Origin of the sequence: Myceligenerans xiligouense, assembly GCF_003814695.1 — a bacterium.
Lineage (GTDB): Bacteria > Actinomycetota > Actinomycetes > Actinomycetales > Cellulomonadaceae > Myceligenerans > Myceligenerans xiligouense.
Genome location: NZ_RKQZ01000001.1, coordinates 232774 through 251031, shown reverse-complemented (window position 1 = coordinate 251031; position 18258 = coordinate 232774). Strand labels below are relative to the sequence as shown.

Below are 18258 nucleotides of genomic sequence, written 5' to 3'. Positions count from 1 at the left end.
AACCACGGATGAAATCGGGCCAGGGGTGGTCTCACCGGCCGAAATATGCGTCATGATGTATCCCCGTGGGGGTCCAACAATTATGAGCGAGTCGCACCAGAAGGCGCGGAATCCCGTCCGCGGCCTGCGTGAGCGCTGGCGCGACGAGAGCCTGGCCACGGTGTGGATCCGTCCTGGGGACTGGTACCACCCCGCGGTGGAGGCGCTCGTGGAAGCGGTGGCGGACGGCCGGCCGGTCGACGGGCCGGCCGAGCGGCTCGGTGCTGCCCGCGCCGCGGTGGGCGCGGGCATCGCCGAGACGCTCGACGATGTCACCGTGCTCTACACGGTCGCCTCACTGCCCATCCCCCCGCACGTCATGCGCGCCGTCGCGGTCGGCTGGGTCGCGGAGAGCGAACGTGTCCCGCTCCAGGTGACAGCGCACGACCCGGCGACCGGACTGCCCACGGGCGAGTATCTCGCCGAGCGTCTGCGAGAGACCTACGGCGCCGCGCAGCGCGACGGCACCGATGTCACCACGACCCATTGCCTGCTCATGCTCGACGTCGGCATCGACGATCTCGACACCTGGCAGCGCCTCGCGCGGTCCGCGGCGATCGGGCGCACCCTGCACCAGGTGTTCGGTGAGGGCCACCCCATGGCGGCGATCACCGACGCCACCTACGCCGTGCTGTGCGAGCGTGGGAGGGCGACCGCCGACATGGGCCAGGCGCTGCGCCGGGTCGTCGAGCACAACGCCGAGGTGCTGGGCCTGACCGCCGAGGTGCGGCGCCCCACCCGGGTCTGGCTGGAGCGGCTGCCGGACCGGCACGACGCGGCGCTCATGCTGCTGACGCACCTGGGCCGCTGACCACCGCGCGGGTGGGAGGCGCCGGCTCACCGCCGCCGTGGGGTGGGTTCAGCGCGTCTCGAACGTGAGGCAGTCCGCGTGGCTCGGTTCGTCCGGACCCGCTCCGACCCGGATCGAGCCGGCGGTGCACTCCAGGTTGTCGTTGTGCGTGCACTCGCCGCGCTGGCAGGCGCCCACGTGGGCGATGACCTTGTCGAGGCCGCCCTTGGTGCTCAGCGGGATGAACGTCGCGCAGGCCGCGTCACCGGAATGCCCGGCGATGGTGACCGCTCCGGCGTGGCAGCCGTGGTCGTGGTTGTATCCGCAGCCCTCCACCGAGCATTCGGCGACCTCGGGCATCTCCATCAGCGTGCTCATGCTTACCTCCCCGGTACGGACGGCACGCCGGGCAGTTCACCGGGCGTCCCGTGGTAACCCGACAAACGTATTCCACAATTCCGGGATCGGATAGCCAGGAAAGGCTTGCCTGAACTTTAGAGATGGCACCGGATCGGACAATTCCATTTAAGAAACAATTGCATCGGGAAAATCTCGGGAGGCGGGCACGGGCCCACTCATCCGCGGTCGCCGCGGTGCGGCCGCCAGAGCACCAGCGCACCGGACGTCCGCGAGCGACGCACCCCCTCGCCCCGCTCCACCACGGTCTCCTCGACGTGGATCTCGCCGCGCCGCACCCGACGTCCGCGAGGCACCACGACCACGTCCCCGCTCGTCCCGGCAGCGAAGACGCGGCCGGTCTGCTGCAGCTGCACGAGCGCTTCCTCGAGCCGCTCCTCCAGCATCGACACGTGCGCCTGGAGATCGAGGATGCGCTTGATGCCCGCGAGGTTGACGCCCTCGCCCTGGGCGAGTTCCTGCACCTGCCGCAGCCGCGCGACGTCACGCAGCGAGTACCGGCGCCCGCGCCCGCGCGTCCGGCGGGCCACGACCAGCCCCAGCCGGTCGTACTGCCGAAGCGTCTGGGGGTGCATGCCCGCGAGCTCCGCCGCCTGGGACACGGTGAACACCGGTGCGTCGTCGGCCACGGCTCCTCCTACCCTTTCGCCCGTTCCGCCAGGTCGGCGCGCGGGTCGGTGCCGTCGCTCGCCGCCGCGAACGCGTCCAGCGCCTCCCTGGCACTCTTGCTCAGCTTCTGGGGCACCACGACCTGCACGGTCACCAGCAGGTCCCCCGTCGCGCGCGCGGTTTGCGCACCGCGGCCCTTGGCCCGCAGCACCTTGCCCGACGGCGTCCCGGCGGGGAGTTTCATCTTCACCGTCTCGCCCGACGGCGTCGGGACCTCCACCGTGGCGCCCAGGGTCGCCTCCGGGAAGGTCACCGGCAGCGTGAGGCGCACGTTCGCCCCGTCGAGCGCGAACACCGGGTGCTCGGTCACGTGGACGGTGATCAGCAGATCGCCGGGCTCGCCGCCCCCGGCGCCCGGCCGCCCCTTGCCGCGCAGCCGGATCTTCTGGCCGTCGTTGACCCCGGCGGGAATCCGGGCCGTGAGCTTGCGGCCGTCGACGGTCAGGTCGACCGTCGCGCCCTCCAGGGCCGTACGGAACGGCAGGGTGGTCGACGCCTGCATGTCCGCGCCACGTTCCGGCGCGCGGAACCCGGCGGGCGCGCCGCCGCCACCGCCGAACATGCTGCCCAGGATGTCCTCGAAACCGGCGGCGCCCTGGCCGGCGCCCGGACCCTGCGAGTACCGCACGCGGGGACCGGCACCTCCGCCGCCTCCCCCACCGAACATCGCCCCGAGGATGTCCTCGAAGCCACCCGCTCCGCCACCACCCGGACCGGCCGAGAAACGGGCACCACCGGCCATGGCACGGATCGCGTCGTACTGGCGGCGCTGCTCGGGGTCCGACAGCACCGCGTACGCCTCGCCGATCGCCTTGAACTTGGCCTCGGCCTGCTCGTCGCCCTGGTTCTGGTCCGGGTGGTAGGTCCGGGCCAGCTTCCGGTAGGCCTTCTTGATCGCCGCCGCGTCGGCGTCCTTGGGGACGCCGAGCTCGGCGTAGAAGTCCTTCTCCATCCAGTCCTGACCGGTCACGGCACCTCCGTCTGGGGCGTTCGGGCGGTGGTGGGGCCGGAGCGGCCCCACCACCGGGGAGTCACTCGGGACCGACGACGCCGACGCGCGCGGCGCGCACGACCTTCTCGCCGATCCGGTAACCGGGCTCGACGACGAGGTTCACCGTGGTGCTGGTGGCCTCGGCGTCGGTGTTGTGCATGAGCGCATCATGCACCTGCGGATCGAACTCCTCACCCACCTGGCCGAAACGCTCGATCCCGAACTTGGCGAGGGACTGGTCGAGCTTCTCGGCGATGGCCGCCATCGGGCCGCTCAGCTCGCCGTGCTGCTTCGCCCGCTCGACGTCGTCGAGCACGGGGAGCAGCGCCGCCAGCACGTCCTGCATGCCCCGTTCCCGCGCGACCTCCTGGTCACGCAGGGCGCGGTTGCGGTAGTTCGTGAAGCTCGCCCGCTCGCGCTGGAGCGCGTCGAGGTGCTGTGCGGCCTCCGCCTTGGCGGCGAGCACCGCGGCGTCCTCCCCGGCCTCGCCGGAGGGCTCGAAGTCGAGCGCCTCCAGCGGATCCGTGGCGGCGTCAGCGGGCTCGTTCCCGGCGGCGCCGTCGTCGGAGGTCCCGTTGTCGGGGGAACCTCCGCCGGCCGCACCGGTGTCCGGCTCACGCGGCGTACCGGACTCCGGGTCGATCCTGCGCTTGTCGTTGAACTCGAACGAGCGTTCCCCCGGGTTCTCGGGCCCGGGCGAGCCCTGCGGTGTCTGATCGGTCACTTCTTGTCGCTCTCGTCGTCCACGATCTCGGCGTCGACGACGTCGTCGTCAGCCGCCTGCTTCGGCTCGCCGCCCGCCGGAGCGCCGTCGGCACCCGGCTGGCCGCCCTCGGACTCGGCCGCGGCGTACAGCGCCTGGCCGATCTTCTGGGAGGACGTGCCCAGCTTCTCGTAGGCGGTCTTCACGGCCTCGGCGTCCTCGCCCTCCAGTGCGGTCTTCACCGCGGCGACGTCCGCCTCCACCTCGGAGACCACGTCGGCCGGGAGCTTGTCGCGGTTGTCCGCGATCTGCTTCTCCATGGAGTACGCGAAGGCCTCGGCCTGGTTGCGGGTGTCCGCCTCCTCGCGACGCTTCTTGTCCTCCTCGGCGTGCGCCTCGGCGTCCTTGACCATGCGGTCGATGTCGTCCTTGGGGAGAGCCGAGCCGCCGGTGATCTTCATGGACTGCTCCATGCCGGTGCCGCGGTCCTTCGCGGACACGTGCACGATGCCGTTGGCGTCGATGTCGAACGTGACCTCGATCTGCGGCACGCCGCGCGGGGCCGGGGCGATGCCGGTGAGCTCGAAGACGCCCAGCGGCTTGTTGTCGCGGGTGAACTCGCGCTCGCCCTGGAACACCTGGATCGCCACCGACGGCTGGTTGTCGTCCGCCGTGGAGAAGACCTCGCTGCGCTTGGTCGGGATCGCGGTGTTGCGCTCGATGAGGCGGGTCATGACGCCACCCTTGGTCTCGATGCCGAGCGACAGCGGGGTCACGTCGATGAGCAGGACGTCCTTGCGGTCACCGGAGATGACGCCGGCCTGCAGCGCGGCACCGACGGCCACGACCTCGTCCGGGTTCACGCCCTTGTTGGGCTCCTTGCCGCCGGTGAGCTCCTTGACGACCTCGGTCACGGCCGGCATGCGGGTGGAGCCGCCCACGAGCACGACGTGGTCGATGTCCGACACCGAGATGCCCGCGTCGCGGATCACGGCGTGGAACGGCTGCTTGGTGCGGTCGATGAGGTCCTGCGTCATCTGCTGGAACTGAGCCCTCGTGAGCTTCTCGTCCAGGTGGATCGGGCCGTTCTCGCTCATCGACAGGTACTGCATCGAGATGTTGGTGCTCGTCGCGGACGAGAGCTCCTTCTTGGCCTGCTCGGCGGCCTCACGGAGGCGCTGCAGGGCGATCTTGTCCTTGGACAGGTCGACGCCCTCGGAGTTCTTCACCTGCTTGATCAGGTGCTCGACGACGCGCTGGTCCCAGTCGTCGCCGCCCAGGCGGTTGTCGCCGGAGGTGGCGCGCACCTGGATGGTGGAGAAGTCGTCCTCGTCCTTGCCGACCTCGAGCAGGGACACGTCGAAGGTGCCGCCGCCCAGGTCGAAGACGAGGATGAGCTCGTCCTCCTTGCCCTTGTCCAGGCCGTAGGCGAGGGCGGCGGCCGTGGGCTCGTTGACGATGCGCTGCACCGTGAGGCCCGCGATCTGCCCGGCGTCCTTCGTGGCCTGGCGCTCGGCGTCGTTGAAGTACGCCGGAACGGTGATGACGGCCTCGGTGACGGGCTCGCCGAGGTACTCCTCCGCGTCACGCTTGAGCTTGCCGAGGATGCGGGCGGAGATCTCCTGCGCCGTGTACGTCTTCTCGTCGATGTCCTGGGACCAGTCCGTCCCCATGTGACGCTTGACCGACGAGATGGTGCGGTCGACGTTGGTGACGGCCTGGCGCTTCGCGACCTCGCCGACCAGGACCTCGCCGGTCTTGGAGAAGGCGACGACGGACGGCGTCGTGCGCGAGCCCTCCGCGTTCGCGATGACGGTGGGCTCGCCACCCTCGAGGACGGTGACCACCGAGTTGGTGGTACCCAGGTCGATACCGACGGATCGGGACATGTCTTCTCCTTCGCGGGGCGGACGGCGACCAGGGTGGCCACCGTCGCACGGGTTGAGTCTGCTGCACTCAACCTAGATCCCCGGCCGCCGCCTGGCAAGCCGACGGGCCCAAAGTTGAGTCCATATGGCTCAACCTTGGGCCCGTGGCCCCTATTCCCGACCGGTCGGGGCCGCTACGACCGTGCAGTCACCGCGCCTGCCCGTCGTCGGAGACGGTGTCGTCCGGCGTGGCGGCACCTCGCCGCGGCTCGGCGGGCTCGGCGGGCTCGACGTCCCAGGGGCCGGTGGGCGGGGGCAGCTGGTGCGGGGGCAGCGAGGGCGCGGCCTCGACCGCCTCGGGCCCGGCCGCCCTCGGGAGCGTCGCACGGGGCTCCGCCGAACCCTGCTCTGCCGACGGCCACGGGGATGCCGACGGCTGCGGGGACCCGTCACCGGGCCGCTCGGCCCGGCCGGACAACCACTGCTCCGCCTGGTCGGACACGCCGGAAACCCCCGGCGCGTGCTGGACCGCGAGCGCGGGGGCGGTCCGGCGCCGCCGTCGTGCGCGGATCACCAGCCACACCACGAGCAGCACGAGGCCGAGCACGACCACCACCAGCAGGATGCCGACCCAGCGGGCGAGGTCCACGAGCTGCGTGGTGTGCTCGGCGCCCTCGGCCGCGGCGTCGAGATGGCCGGAATCCAGCTCCTGCACGGCGCGGTCGGCGGCGTCCTCGGTGAACAGGATCGTCTCGGCGAGCTCGGTGACCGGGTCACGCTTCTCGTCGGCCTTCCGCACGGCGTCGCTCACCTGTTCGGTCACGTCCGCGGTGCGGGGCAGCGTCTCGGTGAGGTCGGTGTAGTCGAGGCCGGTGCCGGCCTTCTCGTACGCGTCGCGCGCGGCGGACGGGGCGGGGAACCCCGCGGCCGCGGCGGCCTCCTGGATGCGGCGCGCCGCCTCGGGGGTCTCGTCCCCGATCGCCTTGCGTTCCTCGGCGGCACGGCCGAACTCCCACTGCGTCATCCGGACGCGTATGCCCTGCGGGGGTGCCCAGTCGCCGTCGGCCTCGTCGAGCGCGAAGTACTGCTCTCGCTCCTTGGCGCGCTTCGGGAGCTCCTGCTTCTCCTTGTCGGTGAGCACCCAGTTCTTGAGGATCTTCTGGGCCCCCTCGACGCCGGCGCGGTCCTCCAGCAGGTCGAGCAGGCTCCGCCAGTCGGGCGTGTCCCAGACGTGCTTGTCGCCGGGCTCCTCGTAGGCGGACTGCCCTTCGAGCAGGGCGGAGACGAGGTCGGTGAACTCCTCGTCGTCGAGGTCCGCCACGAGCCTCTCGATCGTCGCGGGAGCGGCGGCGTAGGCGTAGTCCTCCGTGGCGTCGTCGACGTCCTGGAAGTCCTGTCCCAGGTGCGCCCAGGTGGACAGCGCCAGTGCGCCGTCCGCGTCACGGGCGACGCCGGTCCGGTCGACCTTCCCGCCGGTCTCCTTCACGACCCGCCGCGCGATGGCCTCGGTGAAACCTTCGACGAGCCATCGGCCCTCGAGGGTCTCGCCGTTCACCCAGGTGTGCGTGAGCTCGTGGTAGAAGAGCTGCTCGTCCAGGTCCTCCCCGATGACGATCTCTTCCTGCTGGCCGTCGTACCAGGCGTACCCGACCACCTCCGGGGAGACGTCCTCCCGGATCTGCTGGAGGCCGCCGGGCCAGTCCTGGCCCACGATCTCCTCCACGACGGGCAGCCCGTCGGTGAGCCGCTTCTTGACGAACTTGGTCCACTTCTTGTCGTCCGGGAAGCTGAGCAGCGTCAGTTTCTCGCCGCCGACCTCGACCTGCGTCGTGTCGGCCTGGTCGGGGTTGCGCAGCGAGACCGGGGACCAGATGCCGTACTCGTCCGTCGCCGAGCTCGTGGACCAGGTTCTCCTGCCGTCCGCCTTCTTCTCGCTGAACTCCCCGACCATGTTGGTGAACTCCATCGCCTCGGGCGCGACGACCTCCACGGTCACGGAGCCGGGGTCGCCGACCGCCTGGGTCGCGAAGGTCGCGTACCCCTTGCCGACACGGGTGTACCCCTCGGAGCGGATCGGGTCGCCGGGGATCGTGTAGCTCCAGTCGATCGTCCGGCTCTGCCCGTACCGCAGGCCCGAGAACGAGGCGGTCGCCCACGTCGTGAACTTGTCCTCCGTGGGCTCGAACCGCACGGACAGCGACTGCCCGGCGCTCGTGGCGCGGACGTTCTCGGCCCCCTTCGGGACCGGGATGCCGTGGGCGTCCCAGTAGAAGTACATGAGGCCCTGGTCGGGTTTGGCGTTCCGGATGGTGGTGCGGACCGTCACCTTCACGGTCCGCGTGGCCCCGTCGTACACGTACCGGCTGTGCGACGCCTCGGCCAGCCCGTCGGCGATCAGCGCGGGGAGCCGGGCACCGGCCAGCGGGGCGCCCGACGCCGCGACGGTCGTGCCTGGCGGTGCGGCCGCCGCAGGCGCGTGGTCCGCGGCGACGGCCGGTGGCGCGTTCTGCGCGGCTACGGCCGGTGCCGCGCTCAGCGCTCCGGCGGCCGTCCCGCAGACGACGGCGGCAGCCAGTGTGCCGGCCACCGCCTTCGTCGCCGCGAACGCGAATCTGCTGGTGCCCTGACCCATCTGCGGTTGCCCACCCGTCCTCGTGTTTCCGCCGCCCTCCCGCGTGTCGGCCGGGCGGTCGGCATGAAGACTCGCCGTCGTGACTTGCCCGGGTCAAGCGAGATCGCGGTCATCGCGGGTGAAATCATGAGATTTCACCCACTCGGCCCGTGCGACATGGCGCGGCGGGCTTGCGTGAGCGGTCCGCCAAGGCAACGGATGTCCCCGTCGGCAGGCGCGCTGCCACGAGGTGCGATACACAAGTGACATGGTCGGACGCACGCAGGGGGCGCGTCAGGTCGTGCCCAAACAGCTGCTGTCACCAGGGGGTTCACATGGCAAGCGTCCAGGGCAGTTCGTTGTCGATCGCTCTCCTCACCGCGCTGCTCGATCCGGAGGAGGACGGGCTGCGCTCACCGCTGGTCCAGGACCTTCTCGACGAGGCCCTCACCAGCCGGGGCGAGGCTCGTGACGTGATGGTCGCGCTGCTCGCCGCATCGGGGTCGATGCTCGGGCAGATCAGCGAACGCAACGGCGACACCCCGCTCGAGTCGCTGCAGAAGGTGGCGCTCGGCTTCCAGAGAAAGGTCGTCGAGCTGGGCTCCTGACCGCCGGAGTCCGTCAGCCTCGGTCGAACCGGGCCGTGCCCGGCCCTCGCTCCGTCGCGAGCCGCTCGGCCACACCCTCGGCGTCACGCAGGACGCGCAGCATGTTGCCGCTGGTCAGCTTGGCCAGGTCCGCGTCCGCCCAGCCGCGGCCGACGAGTGCGGCGAGCAGATTCGGATAGCCCGACACGTCCTCGAGGCCAGGCGCGAACCCGCTGGCGCCGTCGTAGTCGCCGCCGAGGCCCACGTGGTCGATCCCCGCGACGTCGCGCACGTGCTCGATGTGCGCGACGACGTCGTCCAGGCTGGTCGGCGGGATCGGGTGAGCCGCCTCCCACTCCTCGGCGAACGCGCTGAACGCGGTGTAGCTCGCGGGGTCGATGCCGCGCTCCCGAGCGGCGTCGGCCGCCTCGGCCCGCCAGGCACCGATGTCCGGGTTCACGAAGGCCGGCACGAACGTCACCATGCACAGCCCGCCGTTGTCGCCGAGCCGCGCCAGGACGTCGTCGGGCACGTTCCGCGGGACGTTGCAGACGGCGCGGGCCGAGCTGTGGGAGAACATGACCGGCGCCTCCGTGACGTCCAGCGCGGCGTCCATCGTGGCGGCCGAGACGTGCGACAGGTCCACGAGCATCCCGAGCCTGTTCATCTCACGCACCACCTCGACCCCGAACTCGCTGAGGCCGCCGTGCCGGGAGGGCTCGTCGGTGGCGGAGTCCGCCCACGGGGTGTTGTGGTTGTGCGTCAGGGTCATGTACCGCACGCCGAGGTCGTAGAGCATGCGAAGCGTGCCGAGCGAGGAGTCGACGGACTGGCCGCCCTCGGCGCCCATCAGCGAGGCGATCCTCCCGGAGGCCCAGGCCTTCTCGACGTCGTCGGCCGCCAGGGCGAGCGCGAACGCGTCCGGCCAGGTCTCCACCATCCGTCGCACCGCGTCGATCTGCTCGAGGGTCGCGGTGACCGCCGCGCTGCCCGGCAGGTCCGAGGGCACGTACACCGACCAGAACTGCGCCCCGACCCCGCCGGCCCGCAACCGCGCGATGTCGGTGTGCGTGCGTCCCGCCGTCCCCGCGCCGATGTCGAGCGCGGACCAGTCGTAGCCGACCTGCCCCCGTGCCTCCCACGCCAGGTCGTTGTGGCCGTCCCAGACGGGGTGGCGGTCCAGCAGTGCGGCGATGCGGTCGGCGATGTCCGACGGCGGCGTGGGCGCGGGCATGGACGTCACGCTACCGGAGGCGGGACGCGGGTCCCGCCGGTGCGGAGGCGGCACGGAAGAGGTGCGGGCGGGTGGCCGTCGCCATCCGCCCGTGCCCTCTCGTCACGCGGTCTCACGTCACGCGGCCCTGACCACCATGACGGGGCAGCCCGCCTCCCGTACGACCTGGTCGGTCACCGAGCCGAGGAGCCGTCCCGTGACCCGGTTGTGCCGCTTCCCGCCCACGACCAGCAGGTCCTCCGGCGTCACGTCGTGCACCAGCACGGAGGCGGCCGGGCCGCCACGGACTGCCAGCTCGACCGACACCGCCGGGAACTTCTCCGCCCACTTCCGGACGTCCTGCGCGAGCGCCTCCTGCGTGGCCGCCCGCTGAGCCATCCCGGAGGTCTCGTACTCGCGCAGCGCGTCGCCCAGCAGGGAGACGTCCAGCGCGCGCATGACGTCGAGCCGGCATCCGCACACCTCCGCCTCGGCGAACGCGCGCTCGAGGATGTGGTCGGCCTCTTCGGGCATGTCGACGCCCGCGACGATCCGTCGGGGAACACCCGTCCCGGCCTCGAACGGGACCACGACCACGGGCCCGTGCGCCTGGGTCACCACCGCCGAGGAGACGGATCCCAGCAGCGCCCGGCCCACCCGGCCGAGGCCACGTCGCCCGACGACCACGAGGTCGGCGGTGCGGGAACGCTGCACGAGCACCCGCGCCGCGGTGCTGGGCGCGGTCGCGAACTCGACGGCGTGGCCGCCGGGACGCGTGCCGCCGAGCCTGCCCTCGGCCCGGTGGAGCGCCTGCTCCGCCGCCACGAGCAGGTCCTTGAGCTCGGCCTGCACACCCGGCATCGGGTCCCGGGCCGTCTCGTACATCGACAGGACGGTGAGTTGTGCCTGGTGCCGGTCCGCGGCGGACGCTGCCCAGTCGAGCGCCGCCAGGCTCTCCGGCGAGCCGTCGACGCCGACGACGACGCCCTTGTGCCACGTGCTGTCCATCGCTCTCTCCTCTCGTGGAAACCTTGCGTCTTCTACGACATCGGAACGGTCGAAGCCCTCTCGTCCACTCACCTGAGCGCCGGGTAGCGCTTCACGATCGACCGCTCACCCCACCAGCGCCCGAGCCCGAGAGTGTCGCCCGCGAGAGCCGCCGCGAGGACCACCAGCAGGACGGCGTCGACCAGGTGGTAGTCGACGAACGGGTTCACCCCGAGCGGGAAGGACGCCACCCACATGAGCAGCAGGAGCAGGGCCCCCGCGGCCGCCGCGATGCGCATCCCGACACCAAGGATCAGGGCCAGGCCGATACCCAGCAGGCCCAGCATGAAGAGCCAGTCGAAGACCACGTTCCCGGCCATCGCGTTGAACGCGCCGGCCGCCGGGCCCTCGACACCGCTCAGGTAGCCGGTGGTGGGAGACCCTCCGTTCAGCCAGGCCGCCTCGGCGGGCGTCGCCATGCCCCAGCCGAACAGCTTGTCGCCGAACGCCCAGAGGAACTCGAACCCGATCAGCAGGCGGATGGTCGCGAGGCCGTAGCGGATCACGGACGACGCCGTCGTCTCCGCCGTCACGGCGTGGGTCTGGCCGGCCGACATCGCGGTGTGCTGCCCGTGGGCGGCCGCACCGGACGACGCGGAGCCGGACGACGCAGGGCCGGACGACGTCGCGCCGGGGTGCGCGGCGCTGGCGGACCTCATGGCACCGGGCCTCACCGACGAGGCACGCATCACCGGCCCCCCTTCGCCGAAGTACTGGTTGAACGTGCTCATCTCGTCGCCTCCAGGAGACCGGGGCCGGGCGCATCCCGACCGCTGAGTCCAGCTTCCTGTAGCCGAGCACGCACCTCCAGGGCCTCCTGACCTGGCCACGCGGGACCTTGGTCCCGACCGGACGGGCAGCATGTCGTCACACCCCGCCGGAGCTCCGACCGGCGACGTGATCGGACGCCACGCTCCCGCGCGGCCCGTTCACGCGAGACCTATCCGCGGCGGCCGCGCAGCCGGTCGATCTCCCGGCGTTCGCGCTTCGTGGGGCGGCCCGTGCCACGATCCCGCACGCCCACCGCCTCGCGTTCGACACGCGTCGGGAGCGGCTCGCTGTGGTCCAGGTACGCCTTCACGGCCAGAGGCGCGCCGACGCGCTTGGGCACCAGCTCCACCACCTCGACGTCGCGCCCGCGCAGCGCGTCGCGCCACGTCACCCGGTCGCCGACGGCGACGTGCGACGCCGGCTTCGCGGGCTTGCCGTTGATCCGCACCCGCCCGGCCCGGCACGCGGCGGCCGACACGGAGCGGCTCTTGAACAGCCGGACGGCCCACAACCACACATCGACTCGCATCACCCCATCTTGCCCCGAACGACGCCGCCGGGGCAGAGGGTTCGCGGCGGAACCCTCTGCCCCGGCGGGACGGAGCGGGTGAGGTCAGCTCACGCGCTTCCAGCTGCAGCCGGCCGTCTCGAACGCGCGGGCGCCCGACGGCAGCGTCAGCGTCATCGGCTCGGTGGCGGTCCCCGACCTGATGACATGGGCTCCGCTGCGGTTACCCGTCGTCTCCTTGAGGATCGCGAAGTAGCAGGCCGATCCGCCGTCGACGGACGGGCCCGCGGTCACGTAGGTGCCGCGCTGGAGCTGGTCGCCGAGGATCCAGACCCCGTTCGACCAGGTGGAGGTCCGTGCCTTCACCATCCCCGGGTAGTACTTCGTCCAGGTTCCGCAGCCCTCGGACCAGAAGGCCCAGTCCGTGGACTTGACCGTGGCGACCCGCTGGCCGGAGCCGTAGTCCGCGCCGAGCCGGTTCGTCGGGGACGCCAATCGCTCCCACGTGCACAGCGACGAACCTGCCTTGGCGGTATAGGTGCCGCCCTGAGCGGCCCAGAGGCCGCCCTCGGGAATCGTGACGTGCGACGGGACGATCCTGCTGGTCCGCTCGCTCATGCGGGGCGTGGTCGCGTAGCCCCAACGGCGGGCGGTCACCTGCACGGAGATGCGCTTCTTGTACTGCGCGCCCTTGATCTTGAGGGTCTTGCCCGTGGCGCCCGCGATCGGCTCACCGTTGGCGAACCACTGGTAGGACAGGCCCGAGGGACCCGGCTTCCAGGTACCCGGCTTCGCGGTCAGCTTCCCCCCGACGTTCAGGGTGCCCGACATGCCCGGCCGGGAGGTCGTCGTGAACTCCTTGCCGATCGCCAGGCCCTTGCTCGTGCGCCACCAGCTCTTGAAGCCGGTGCGGTAGCCCTTGACCGTGACGGTGAGGGTCTTGCCCTTGTACTTCGACGGCACCTTGTACGACGCGCTGGTCGCACCGCTGATCTTGTTGCCGTTCACCTTCCACTGGTACGTGGTCCGGGTACGGCCCGGCGTCCACTGGGGAGCGATCGCCTTGACCGTCCGGCCCACCGCCGGTGTCCCCTGGATCCGCGGGACGGACCCGGAGAACACGCCGGAGGCGACCGTCTTGCCACCGACCGTCTTCCGCACCGTGTCATAGCCCTTGCGCTTCGCGGTCAGGGTCACGGTGAGCTTCGCGCCCCGCTTCGACGCGTTGGGCTTGTAGGTGAAGCCCGTGGCGCCCGAGATCGCCGTACCGTCGGCCTTCCACTGATACGTGAACTGCGTCCCTGACGGCCACGCCGTCCCGGAGCTCGCCCGCACGACGTTGCCCACACGCACGGCCCCGCTGATCCAGCCGCCACCGCTCATCGTCGTGTTCGCCACCGGCGCGGTCGGCGCACTGGTCCGGGTGGTCGGCAGGCGCCCCTCGGCGGTACCCAGCACGGACACCGTGAGCTGCGCCCCGGCGTCCGCCGGCTGCACCTTGTACGTGCCGTTCGTCGCGCCCGAGATCATCTTGCCGTCCCGGCGCCACTGGTACTCCAGGCTCGCCACCGGCGACCACGCGGCCCCGTCGGCCACCGCCGTCAGCGTCTGACCGACCTTCGCCGTCCCCGTCACCGACGGCTCCTGCGTCGCCTCGAACTCCATCGACTGCGTCAGCTCGTACGCGGCCAGGACGTCGAGCCGGCCCTCGCCGTAGACGTTGTTGTCCTCCGCCGTGCCGCCGCACTCGAGGGCGGCGGTGCCGCCCACGTCGACCGCCGAGCGGTCGAGGACGGCGCGCGTCTCCGGAACGTTCCCGACCAGTGCCGGCACGGCGCTCCACAGCAGCGCCACGGCGCCCGCCACGTGCGGGGTCGCCATCGACGTCCCCGAGAGCCGCTCCAGCTTCGTGCTCCCCGGAACGGCCGAGAGGACACCGACGCCCGGCGCGGTGACGTCCGGCTTGACCGTACCGCTCTGCCCCGGCCCGCGGGACGAGAAGTTCGCGATCTCGCCGTTCGCGCGCATCGCACCCACGGAGTACGTGGCCGCCCGCGAACCGGGCGAGCCCGAGCTGTCGCAGCCGAGCTCGCCCTCGTTCCCGTTGGCGAAGGCGGCGAAGATCCCCGCGGCCTCCCAGGCTCCGGTGACGTCCTCCATGAACGGGTCCGTCGACAGCGGAGCACCCCAGGAGTTGTTCACGACGTGCGGCCGCTTCGCCGGGTCGGCACCCGAGCCGTCCCACCGGGTCGGCGCGAGGATCCACTGCCCGGACGCGATGAGCGAGGAGTCGAGGCACAGATCCGCGCACCCGTTGGTCGCGATCCACTCCGAGTCGGGGGCCACGCCGAACGAGAACTCGTTGCCGCTCGACGCCGCCGTGCCGACGCCGCCGACCATCGTGCCCATGGTGTGGGTGCCGTGACCGTTGGCGTCGTTGGGGTAGCTGCCCCCCGTCCCGGCCGAGTTGTACCAGTTGTAGTCGTGACCCGTCGTCGCCCCGCGATACGCCGCGGCGACGCTCGCGTTCGTCCGGTCCACGCCGGTGTCGATGTTGGACACCACGATGCCCTCGCCGGTGGCGCCGAGCGCCCAGACGTCGTCCGCGTTGATGGCGGCGATCCCAGAGGTCGACGCCGCCGCCGCGGCCTCCTCCTCGGCGGTCGCGCCGACCGGCTCCGGCAGCGCGTACCGGACCGTCGGGCGGACCTGCGTCACGTCGACGTTCGCGGCCAGCTCCGTCGCCAGGTCGAGCGACCCACCCTCGACCAGAATGGCGTTCGACGCCCAGTACGTCTCGTACGAGACGCCGGCCCGCTCCAGGTCCGCGATGGCCGCGGCCTGCGAGTCCTGCGCCGCCGCCTGCAACGTCTCGGTGACGTACCGGCCGCGCTCCGCCCAGTCGCTGATCTCGTAGGCGGCGGACAGGTCGGGCGCCTCGCCGAACCGCAGCCAGAAGTCGGTGGTCCCGCTCGCGGTGAGCTTCTTGCGTGCGGCGGCGGTGATCTTCTCCTCGGGCCGCACGGCGCTCGACATTTCCCGCGTCATGGGCTGAAGGGCGCCGTCGCCCGCGGCCTGATCGCCGCTACGGAAGGTGCGGGCAGCGATCTGCCCGTCGTCGTCGGGCACGAGGGCAGCCGCGGTTCCTGGGGTGGCCAGGAAGGCGACGGCGGCCGCGGACGCGACCACACGTGTGAACATGGAATGCATGGAATCTCCGGGGGTGCTGAATGTGCCCGCGAAATCGAGCACGGTGATCCGCCGTCGGCGGCGGGTGGAGGCACTCGGAGTGTATACATATTGACCGACATCGAGGACATATTTCGCAGAGCTTCACCCGACGGGTGAAAAATCCAGCACCGGCGCGAGTCAATGAAAAGGCCTCCGGCCGTCCGGCGCGGTCATCGAACGCTCGCATTCTCGCAATCCCGTTCTGGTGAGAAAACGACCGGAGCGCTGTCCCGGCGAAGAAATCGCCAGGCCAGCGCTCCGTCGAATGCCGTGGCATTCGCGCATTCCCTGAGGGCGTGTCAGCCCTCGGAACCGGTCAGTGATTCGCGATCGTCGCGGTGACCCAGCGACGGTCCGAGGCGGTCACCTCGTGGACGGCGCCGGTGATGCGGACCGTCCGGCGGGTCATGGCGGGTCCACGGTCGGCATCGGTCCGCCCGTCGCCGTCGGCTCGCGGGGCGGAGTCGGCCGGCTGGCCGTTCTCGCTCGCCGCACGCGCGTCGTCGGTGTCCGCGATACCCTCGGCGACCACCTTGACGACGCTGTCACCCGCGCTGGCGCCGACCCACACCTCGACGTCGCCGGGCTCGACGATCCTGACCATCCTCCGGTCGGAGAACGCGAACCGCTGCGTGGGCACGTCGAACGTCACGGTCGCCGTCTCCCCCGGCCCGAGCGTCACGCGCTCGTACCCGAGGAGCTGCACCGTCGGCCGCGCGATCGACCCGATCACGTCGTGCCCGTACAGCTGCACGACGTCGGCCCCGGCGACCTGTCCCGTGTTCGTGACCCGCACGACGGCGCGGAACGCTCCACCTGCCGCTACCTCGGCGTCCACCGCGACGAGCTCTCGCTCGAACGTCGTGTACGACAGGCCGAAACCGAACGGCCGCGCCGGCGTCGGATCGGTGCTCGTCACCTCCGACGGACCGCCCAGGATCGGGTGCTGGTAGGCGTACGGCTGCGCCCCGGTGCTGCGCGGCAGGGACACGGGCAGCCGCCCGGACGGGTTGACGCGCCCCGACACGACCCGCGCGACGGCGGTGCCGCCCTCCTCGCCCGGGAAGAACGCCTGGAGCACGGCGCCCGGCCGCGGCCCGGTGCCGTCCAGCGCCCAGCCGATGCTGTACGGACGGCCGGTGAGCAGCACCATCACGACCGGCTTGCCCGTGGCGGTAAGCGCCTCGACCAGCTCGCGCTGCACGCCGGGCAGCTCCAGCGACTCGCTGTCGTTGCCCTCGCCCACGGTTCCGCGCCCGAAAAGCCCGGCCTGGTCACCGACCACCACCACGGCGACGTCCGCGGCCTCGGCGGCCGCCACCGCGTCCGCGAAGCCGGCGGTGTCGGCGCCCTCGACGGTGCAGCCCACCGTGTAGGTCAGCTCGGCGCCGGGGAACTCCCCGCGCAGGGCCTCCAGCACCGACGGGATCTCGAAACCGATATCCACCTGCTCGTGATGAGCCAGCACGTGGTTGGCGAACGAGTAGCAGCCCATGAGGGCCTCGGGCCGGTCGGCGTTCGGGCCGATGACGGCCACCCGGCCGGGCGTCCCGCCGTCGGCCCCGAGGAGCGGGAGCACGCCGTCGTTCGCGAGCAGGACCACGGACTCCTCCGCGAGGCGGCGCGCGATGTCGCGGTGCCCCGGCGGGTCGAGATCGATTTCCGTGGGCGGCTCGCCCTCGAAGGCGTCCGGCTCGAGCAGGCCGAGCTCCTCCTTCTGTGCCAGGACGCGCCGGACCGCGCGGTCCACGTACGCCTCGTCGTACTCGCCGGAGCGGATCCGCTCCGCCAGGGGCGCGAGGAACGCGTCGCCCGACGGGAGCTCGACGTCGATCCCCGCGGTGAGGGCCTGCGCGGCCGCGTCACCGCGGTCCGCCGCGACGGCGTGCATCACGGTCAGGAACGCCACGGCGAAGTAGTCGGAGACGACCACGCCCGTGAAGCCCCACTTCTCGCGCAGGAGCGTGGTGAAGTACTCCTCGTTCGCGGCCATCGGGACGCCGTCGACGTCGGTGTAGGAGTTCATGACCGACCGCACGTCGCCGTCCAGCACCGCCATCTCGAACGGCGGCAGATACGTGTCGGCGATCTCGCGCGGACCGGCGCTCACGGGCGCGTGGTTGCGTCCCGCCCGGGAACCGGAGTAGCCCACGAAGTGCTTCAGCGTCGCGTGCACACCCGCGTCCTGGAGACCACGGACGTACGACGTGCCGATCGTGCCCACCACGTACGGATCCTCGGCGATGCACTCGTCGACCCGCCCCCAGCGCGGATCGCGGACGACGTCGAGCACCGGGGCCAGGCCCTGGTGCACGCCGAGCTCCGACATGGACGCGCCGATCGCCCGGCCCATCTCCTCGACGAGCCCGGGATCGAACGACGCACCCCAGGCCAACGGCGTCGGGAACGTCGCGGCCTGCCACGCGGCGAGGCCGGTGAGGCACTCCTCGTGCACGATGGCCGGGATGCCGAGCCGGGTCTCGCGCTTCAGGCGCCGCTGTTCCTCCCACAACCAGGCGGCCCGCTCCGCGGGGTCGACCGGCCGGGTGCCGTACACCCGCGTGTAGTGCCCCAGGCCGTGCTTGGTGACCTCGGCGAGCTCACCGGAGCCCTGGCCTCCACCCATCTCGCCCTGCATGGGTGCGACGACGTTGCCGCCCTGGTCCAGCCAGTACCCGACGATCTGGGCCAGCTTCTCCTCGAGGGTCATCCGCGCGAGCAGGTCGTGCACGCGCTCCGACACCTCCGGCATCGCCGGCAGGGCCACTTCGAGATCCGTCATCGGACCGTCCTTTCTGCAAGTGCTGGGTGCT

The 18258-nt window shown here is 71.6% G+C and carries 14 protein-coding genes; 2 read left to right on the top strand and 12 right to left on the bottom strand.

Features of this window, described 5'->3' with window-relative positions; all coding sequences use genetic code 11:
- Positions 1-82: 82 nt before the first annotated feature.
- Positions 83-850, top strand: coding sequence for a hypothetical protein (locus tag EDD34_RS01050; protein WP_123812928.1), 768 nt, complete (start codon positions 83-85; stop codon positions 848-850).
- Positions 851-898: 48 nt separating this feature from the next.
- Here EDD34_RS01050 and EDD34_RS01045 read toward each other — a convergent pair whose 3' ends face one another.
- From EDD34_RS01045 to EDD34_RS20800, 6 genes are all read right to left on the bottom strand, one after another.
- Positions 899-1207, bottom strand: coding sequence for a DUF1540 domain-containing protein (locus EDD34_RS01045; RefSeq protein ID WP_123812927.1), 309 nt, complete (start codon positions 1205-1207; stop codon positions 899-901).
- A gap of 197 nt (positions 1208-1404) precedes the next feature.
- Positions 1405-1821, bottom strand: a complete 417-nt coding sequence (locus EDD34_RS01040) for a heat shock protein transcriptional repressor HspR (RefSeq protein WP_246012608.1) — start codon at positions 1819-1821, stop codon at positions 1405-1407.
- A gap of 62 nt (positions 1822-1883) precedes the next feature.
- Positions 1884-2885, bottom strand: a complete 1002-nt coding sequence (locus EDD34_RS01035; protein ID WP_123812925.1) for a DnaJ C-terminal domain-containing protein — start codon at positions 2883-2885, stop codon at positions 1884-1886.
- Between the two features lie 61 nt (positions 2886-2946).
- Entirely contained in the window at positions 2947-3630 is a 684-nt protein-coding gene (grpE, locus tag EDD34_RS01030; RefSeq protein ID WP_123812924.1) for a nucleotide exchange factor GrpE, read from the bottom strand.
- Entirely contained in the window at positions 3627-5498 is a 1872-nt protein-coding gene (gene dnaK / locus EDD34_RS01025) for a molecular chaperone DnaK (RefSeq protein ID WP_123812923.1), read from the bottom strand. Before dnaK ends, grpE begins: the two co-directional genes overlap by 4 nt.
- Before the next feature lie 187 nt (positions 5499-5685).
- Positions 5686-8109: a hypothetical protein gene (locus EDD34_RS20800; RefSeq protein WP_211341458.1), complete on the bottom strand. Its 2424-nt coding sequence runs from the start codon at positions 8107-8109 to the stop codon at positions 5686-5688.
- A gap of 314 nt (positions 8110-8423) precedes the next feature.
- Between EDD34_RS20800 and EDD34_RS01015 the strand changes: the two genes are divergently transcribed.
- Positions 8424-8696: a hypothetical protein gene (locus EDD34_RS01015; RefSeq protein ID WP_123812922.1), complete on the top strand. Its 273-nt coding sequence runs from the start codon at positions 8424-8426 to the stop codon at positions 8694-8696.
- Between the two features lie 13 nt (positions 8697-8709).
- Here EDD34_RS01015 and EDD34_RS01010 read toward each other — a convergent pair whose 3' ends face one another.
- The 6 genes from EDD34_RS01010 to EDD34_RS00985 form a co-directional block, all read right to left on the bottom strand.
- Entirely contained in the window at positions 8710-9909 is a 1200-nt protein-coding gene (locus tag EDD34_RS01010; protein ID WP_123812921.1) for a dipeptidase, read from the bottom strand.
- A 117-nt stretch (positions 9910-10026) separates the two neighbouring features.
- Positions 10027-10896 (bottom strand): universal stress protein, encoded by an 870-nt coding sequence (locus EDD34_RS01005; RefSeq protein ID WP_123812920.1) that lies wholly within the window; start codon positions 10894-10896, stop codon positions 10027-10029.
- Between the two features lie 68 nt (positions 10897-10964).
- Positions 10965-11666 (bottom strand): hypothetical protein, encoded by a 702-nt coding sequence (locus tag EDD34_RS01000; RefSeq protein WP_246012130.1) that lies wholly within the window; start codon positions 11664-11666, stop codon positions 10965-10967.
- Between the two features lie 209 nt (positions 11667-11875).
- On the bottom strand, positions 11876-12235 hold the full coding sequence (locus EDD34_RS00995) for an RNA-binding S4 domain-containing protein (protein ID WP_123812919.1): 360 nt from the start codon (positions 12233-12235) through the stop codon (positions 11876-11878).
- An 84-nt stretch (positions 12236-12319) separates the two neighbouring features.
- Entirely contained in the window at positions 12320-15415 is a 3096-nt protein-coding gene (locus EDD34_RS00990; protein ID WP_170176924.1) for a S8 family serine peptidase, read from the bottom strand.
- Positions 15416-15761: 346 nt separating this feature from the next.
- A complete protein-coding gene (locus tag EDD34_RS00985; protein ID WP_123812917.1) occupies positions 15762-18227 on the bottom strand; it encodes a beta-xylosidase/alpha-l-arabinosidase in 2466 nt (821 codons plus the stop codon).
- Positions 18228-18258 lie beyond the last annotated feature (31 nt).

Bases quoted from the DNA above. Each gene is read 5' to 3' on its own strand.
- EDD34_RS01050 (WP_123812928.1), top strand. From the start codon at position 83: ATGAGCGAGTCGCACCAGAAGGCGCGGAATCCCGTCCGCGGCCTGCGT.
- EDD34_RS01045 (WP_123812927.1), bottom strand. From the start codon at position 1,207: ATGAGCACGCTGATGGAGATGCCCGAGGTCGCCGAATGCTCGGTGGAG.
- EDD34_RS01040 (WP_246012608.1), bottom strand. From the start codon at position 1,821: ATGCACCCCCAGACGCTTCGGCAGTACGACCGGCTGGGGCTGGTCGTG.
- dnaK (WP_123812923.1), bottom strand. From the start codon at position 5,498: ATGTCCCGATCCGTCGGTATCGACCTGGGTACCACCAACTCGGTGGTC.
- EDD34_RS20800 (WP_211341458.1), bottom strand. From the start codon at position 8,109: ATGGGTCAGGGCACCAGCAGATTCGCGTTCGCGGCGACGAAGGCGGTG.
- EDD34_RS01015 (WP_123812922.1), top strand. From the start codon at position 8,424: ATGGCAAGCGTCCAGGGCAGTTCGTTGTCGATCGCTCTCCTCACCGCG.
- EDD34_RS01010 (WP_123812921.1), bottom strand. From the start codon at position 9,909: ATGCCCGCGCCCACGCCGCCGTCGGACATCGCCGACCGCATCGCCGCA.
- EDD34_RS01005 (WP_123812920.1), bottom strand. From the start codon at position 10,896: ATGGACAGCACGTGGCACAAGGGCGTCGTCGTCGGCGTCGACGGCTCG.
- EDD34_RS01000 (WP_246012130.1), bottom strand. From the start codon at position 11,666: ATGAGCACGTTCAACCAGTACTTCGGCGAAGGGGGGCCGGTGATGCGT.
- EDD34_RS00995 (WP_123812919.1), bottom strand. From the start codon at position 12,235: ATGCGAGTCGATGTGTGGTTGTGGGCCGTCCGGCTGTTCAAGAGCCGC.
- EDD34_RS00990 (WP_170176924.1), bottom strand. From the start codon at position 15,415: ATGTTCACACGTGTGGTCGCGTCCGCGGCCGCCGTCGCCTTCCTGGCC.
- EDD34_RS00985 (WP_123812917.1), bottom strand. From the start codon at position 18,227: ATGACGGATCTCGAAGTGGCCCTGCCGGCGATGCCGGAGGTGTCGGAG.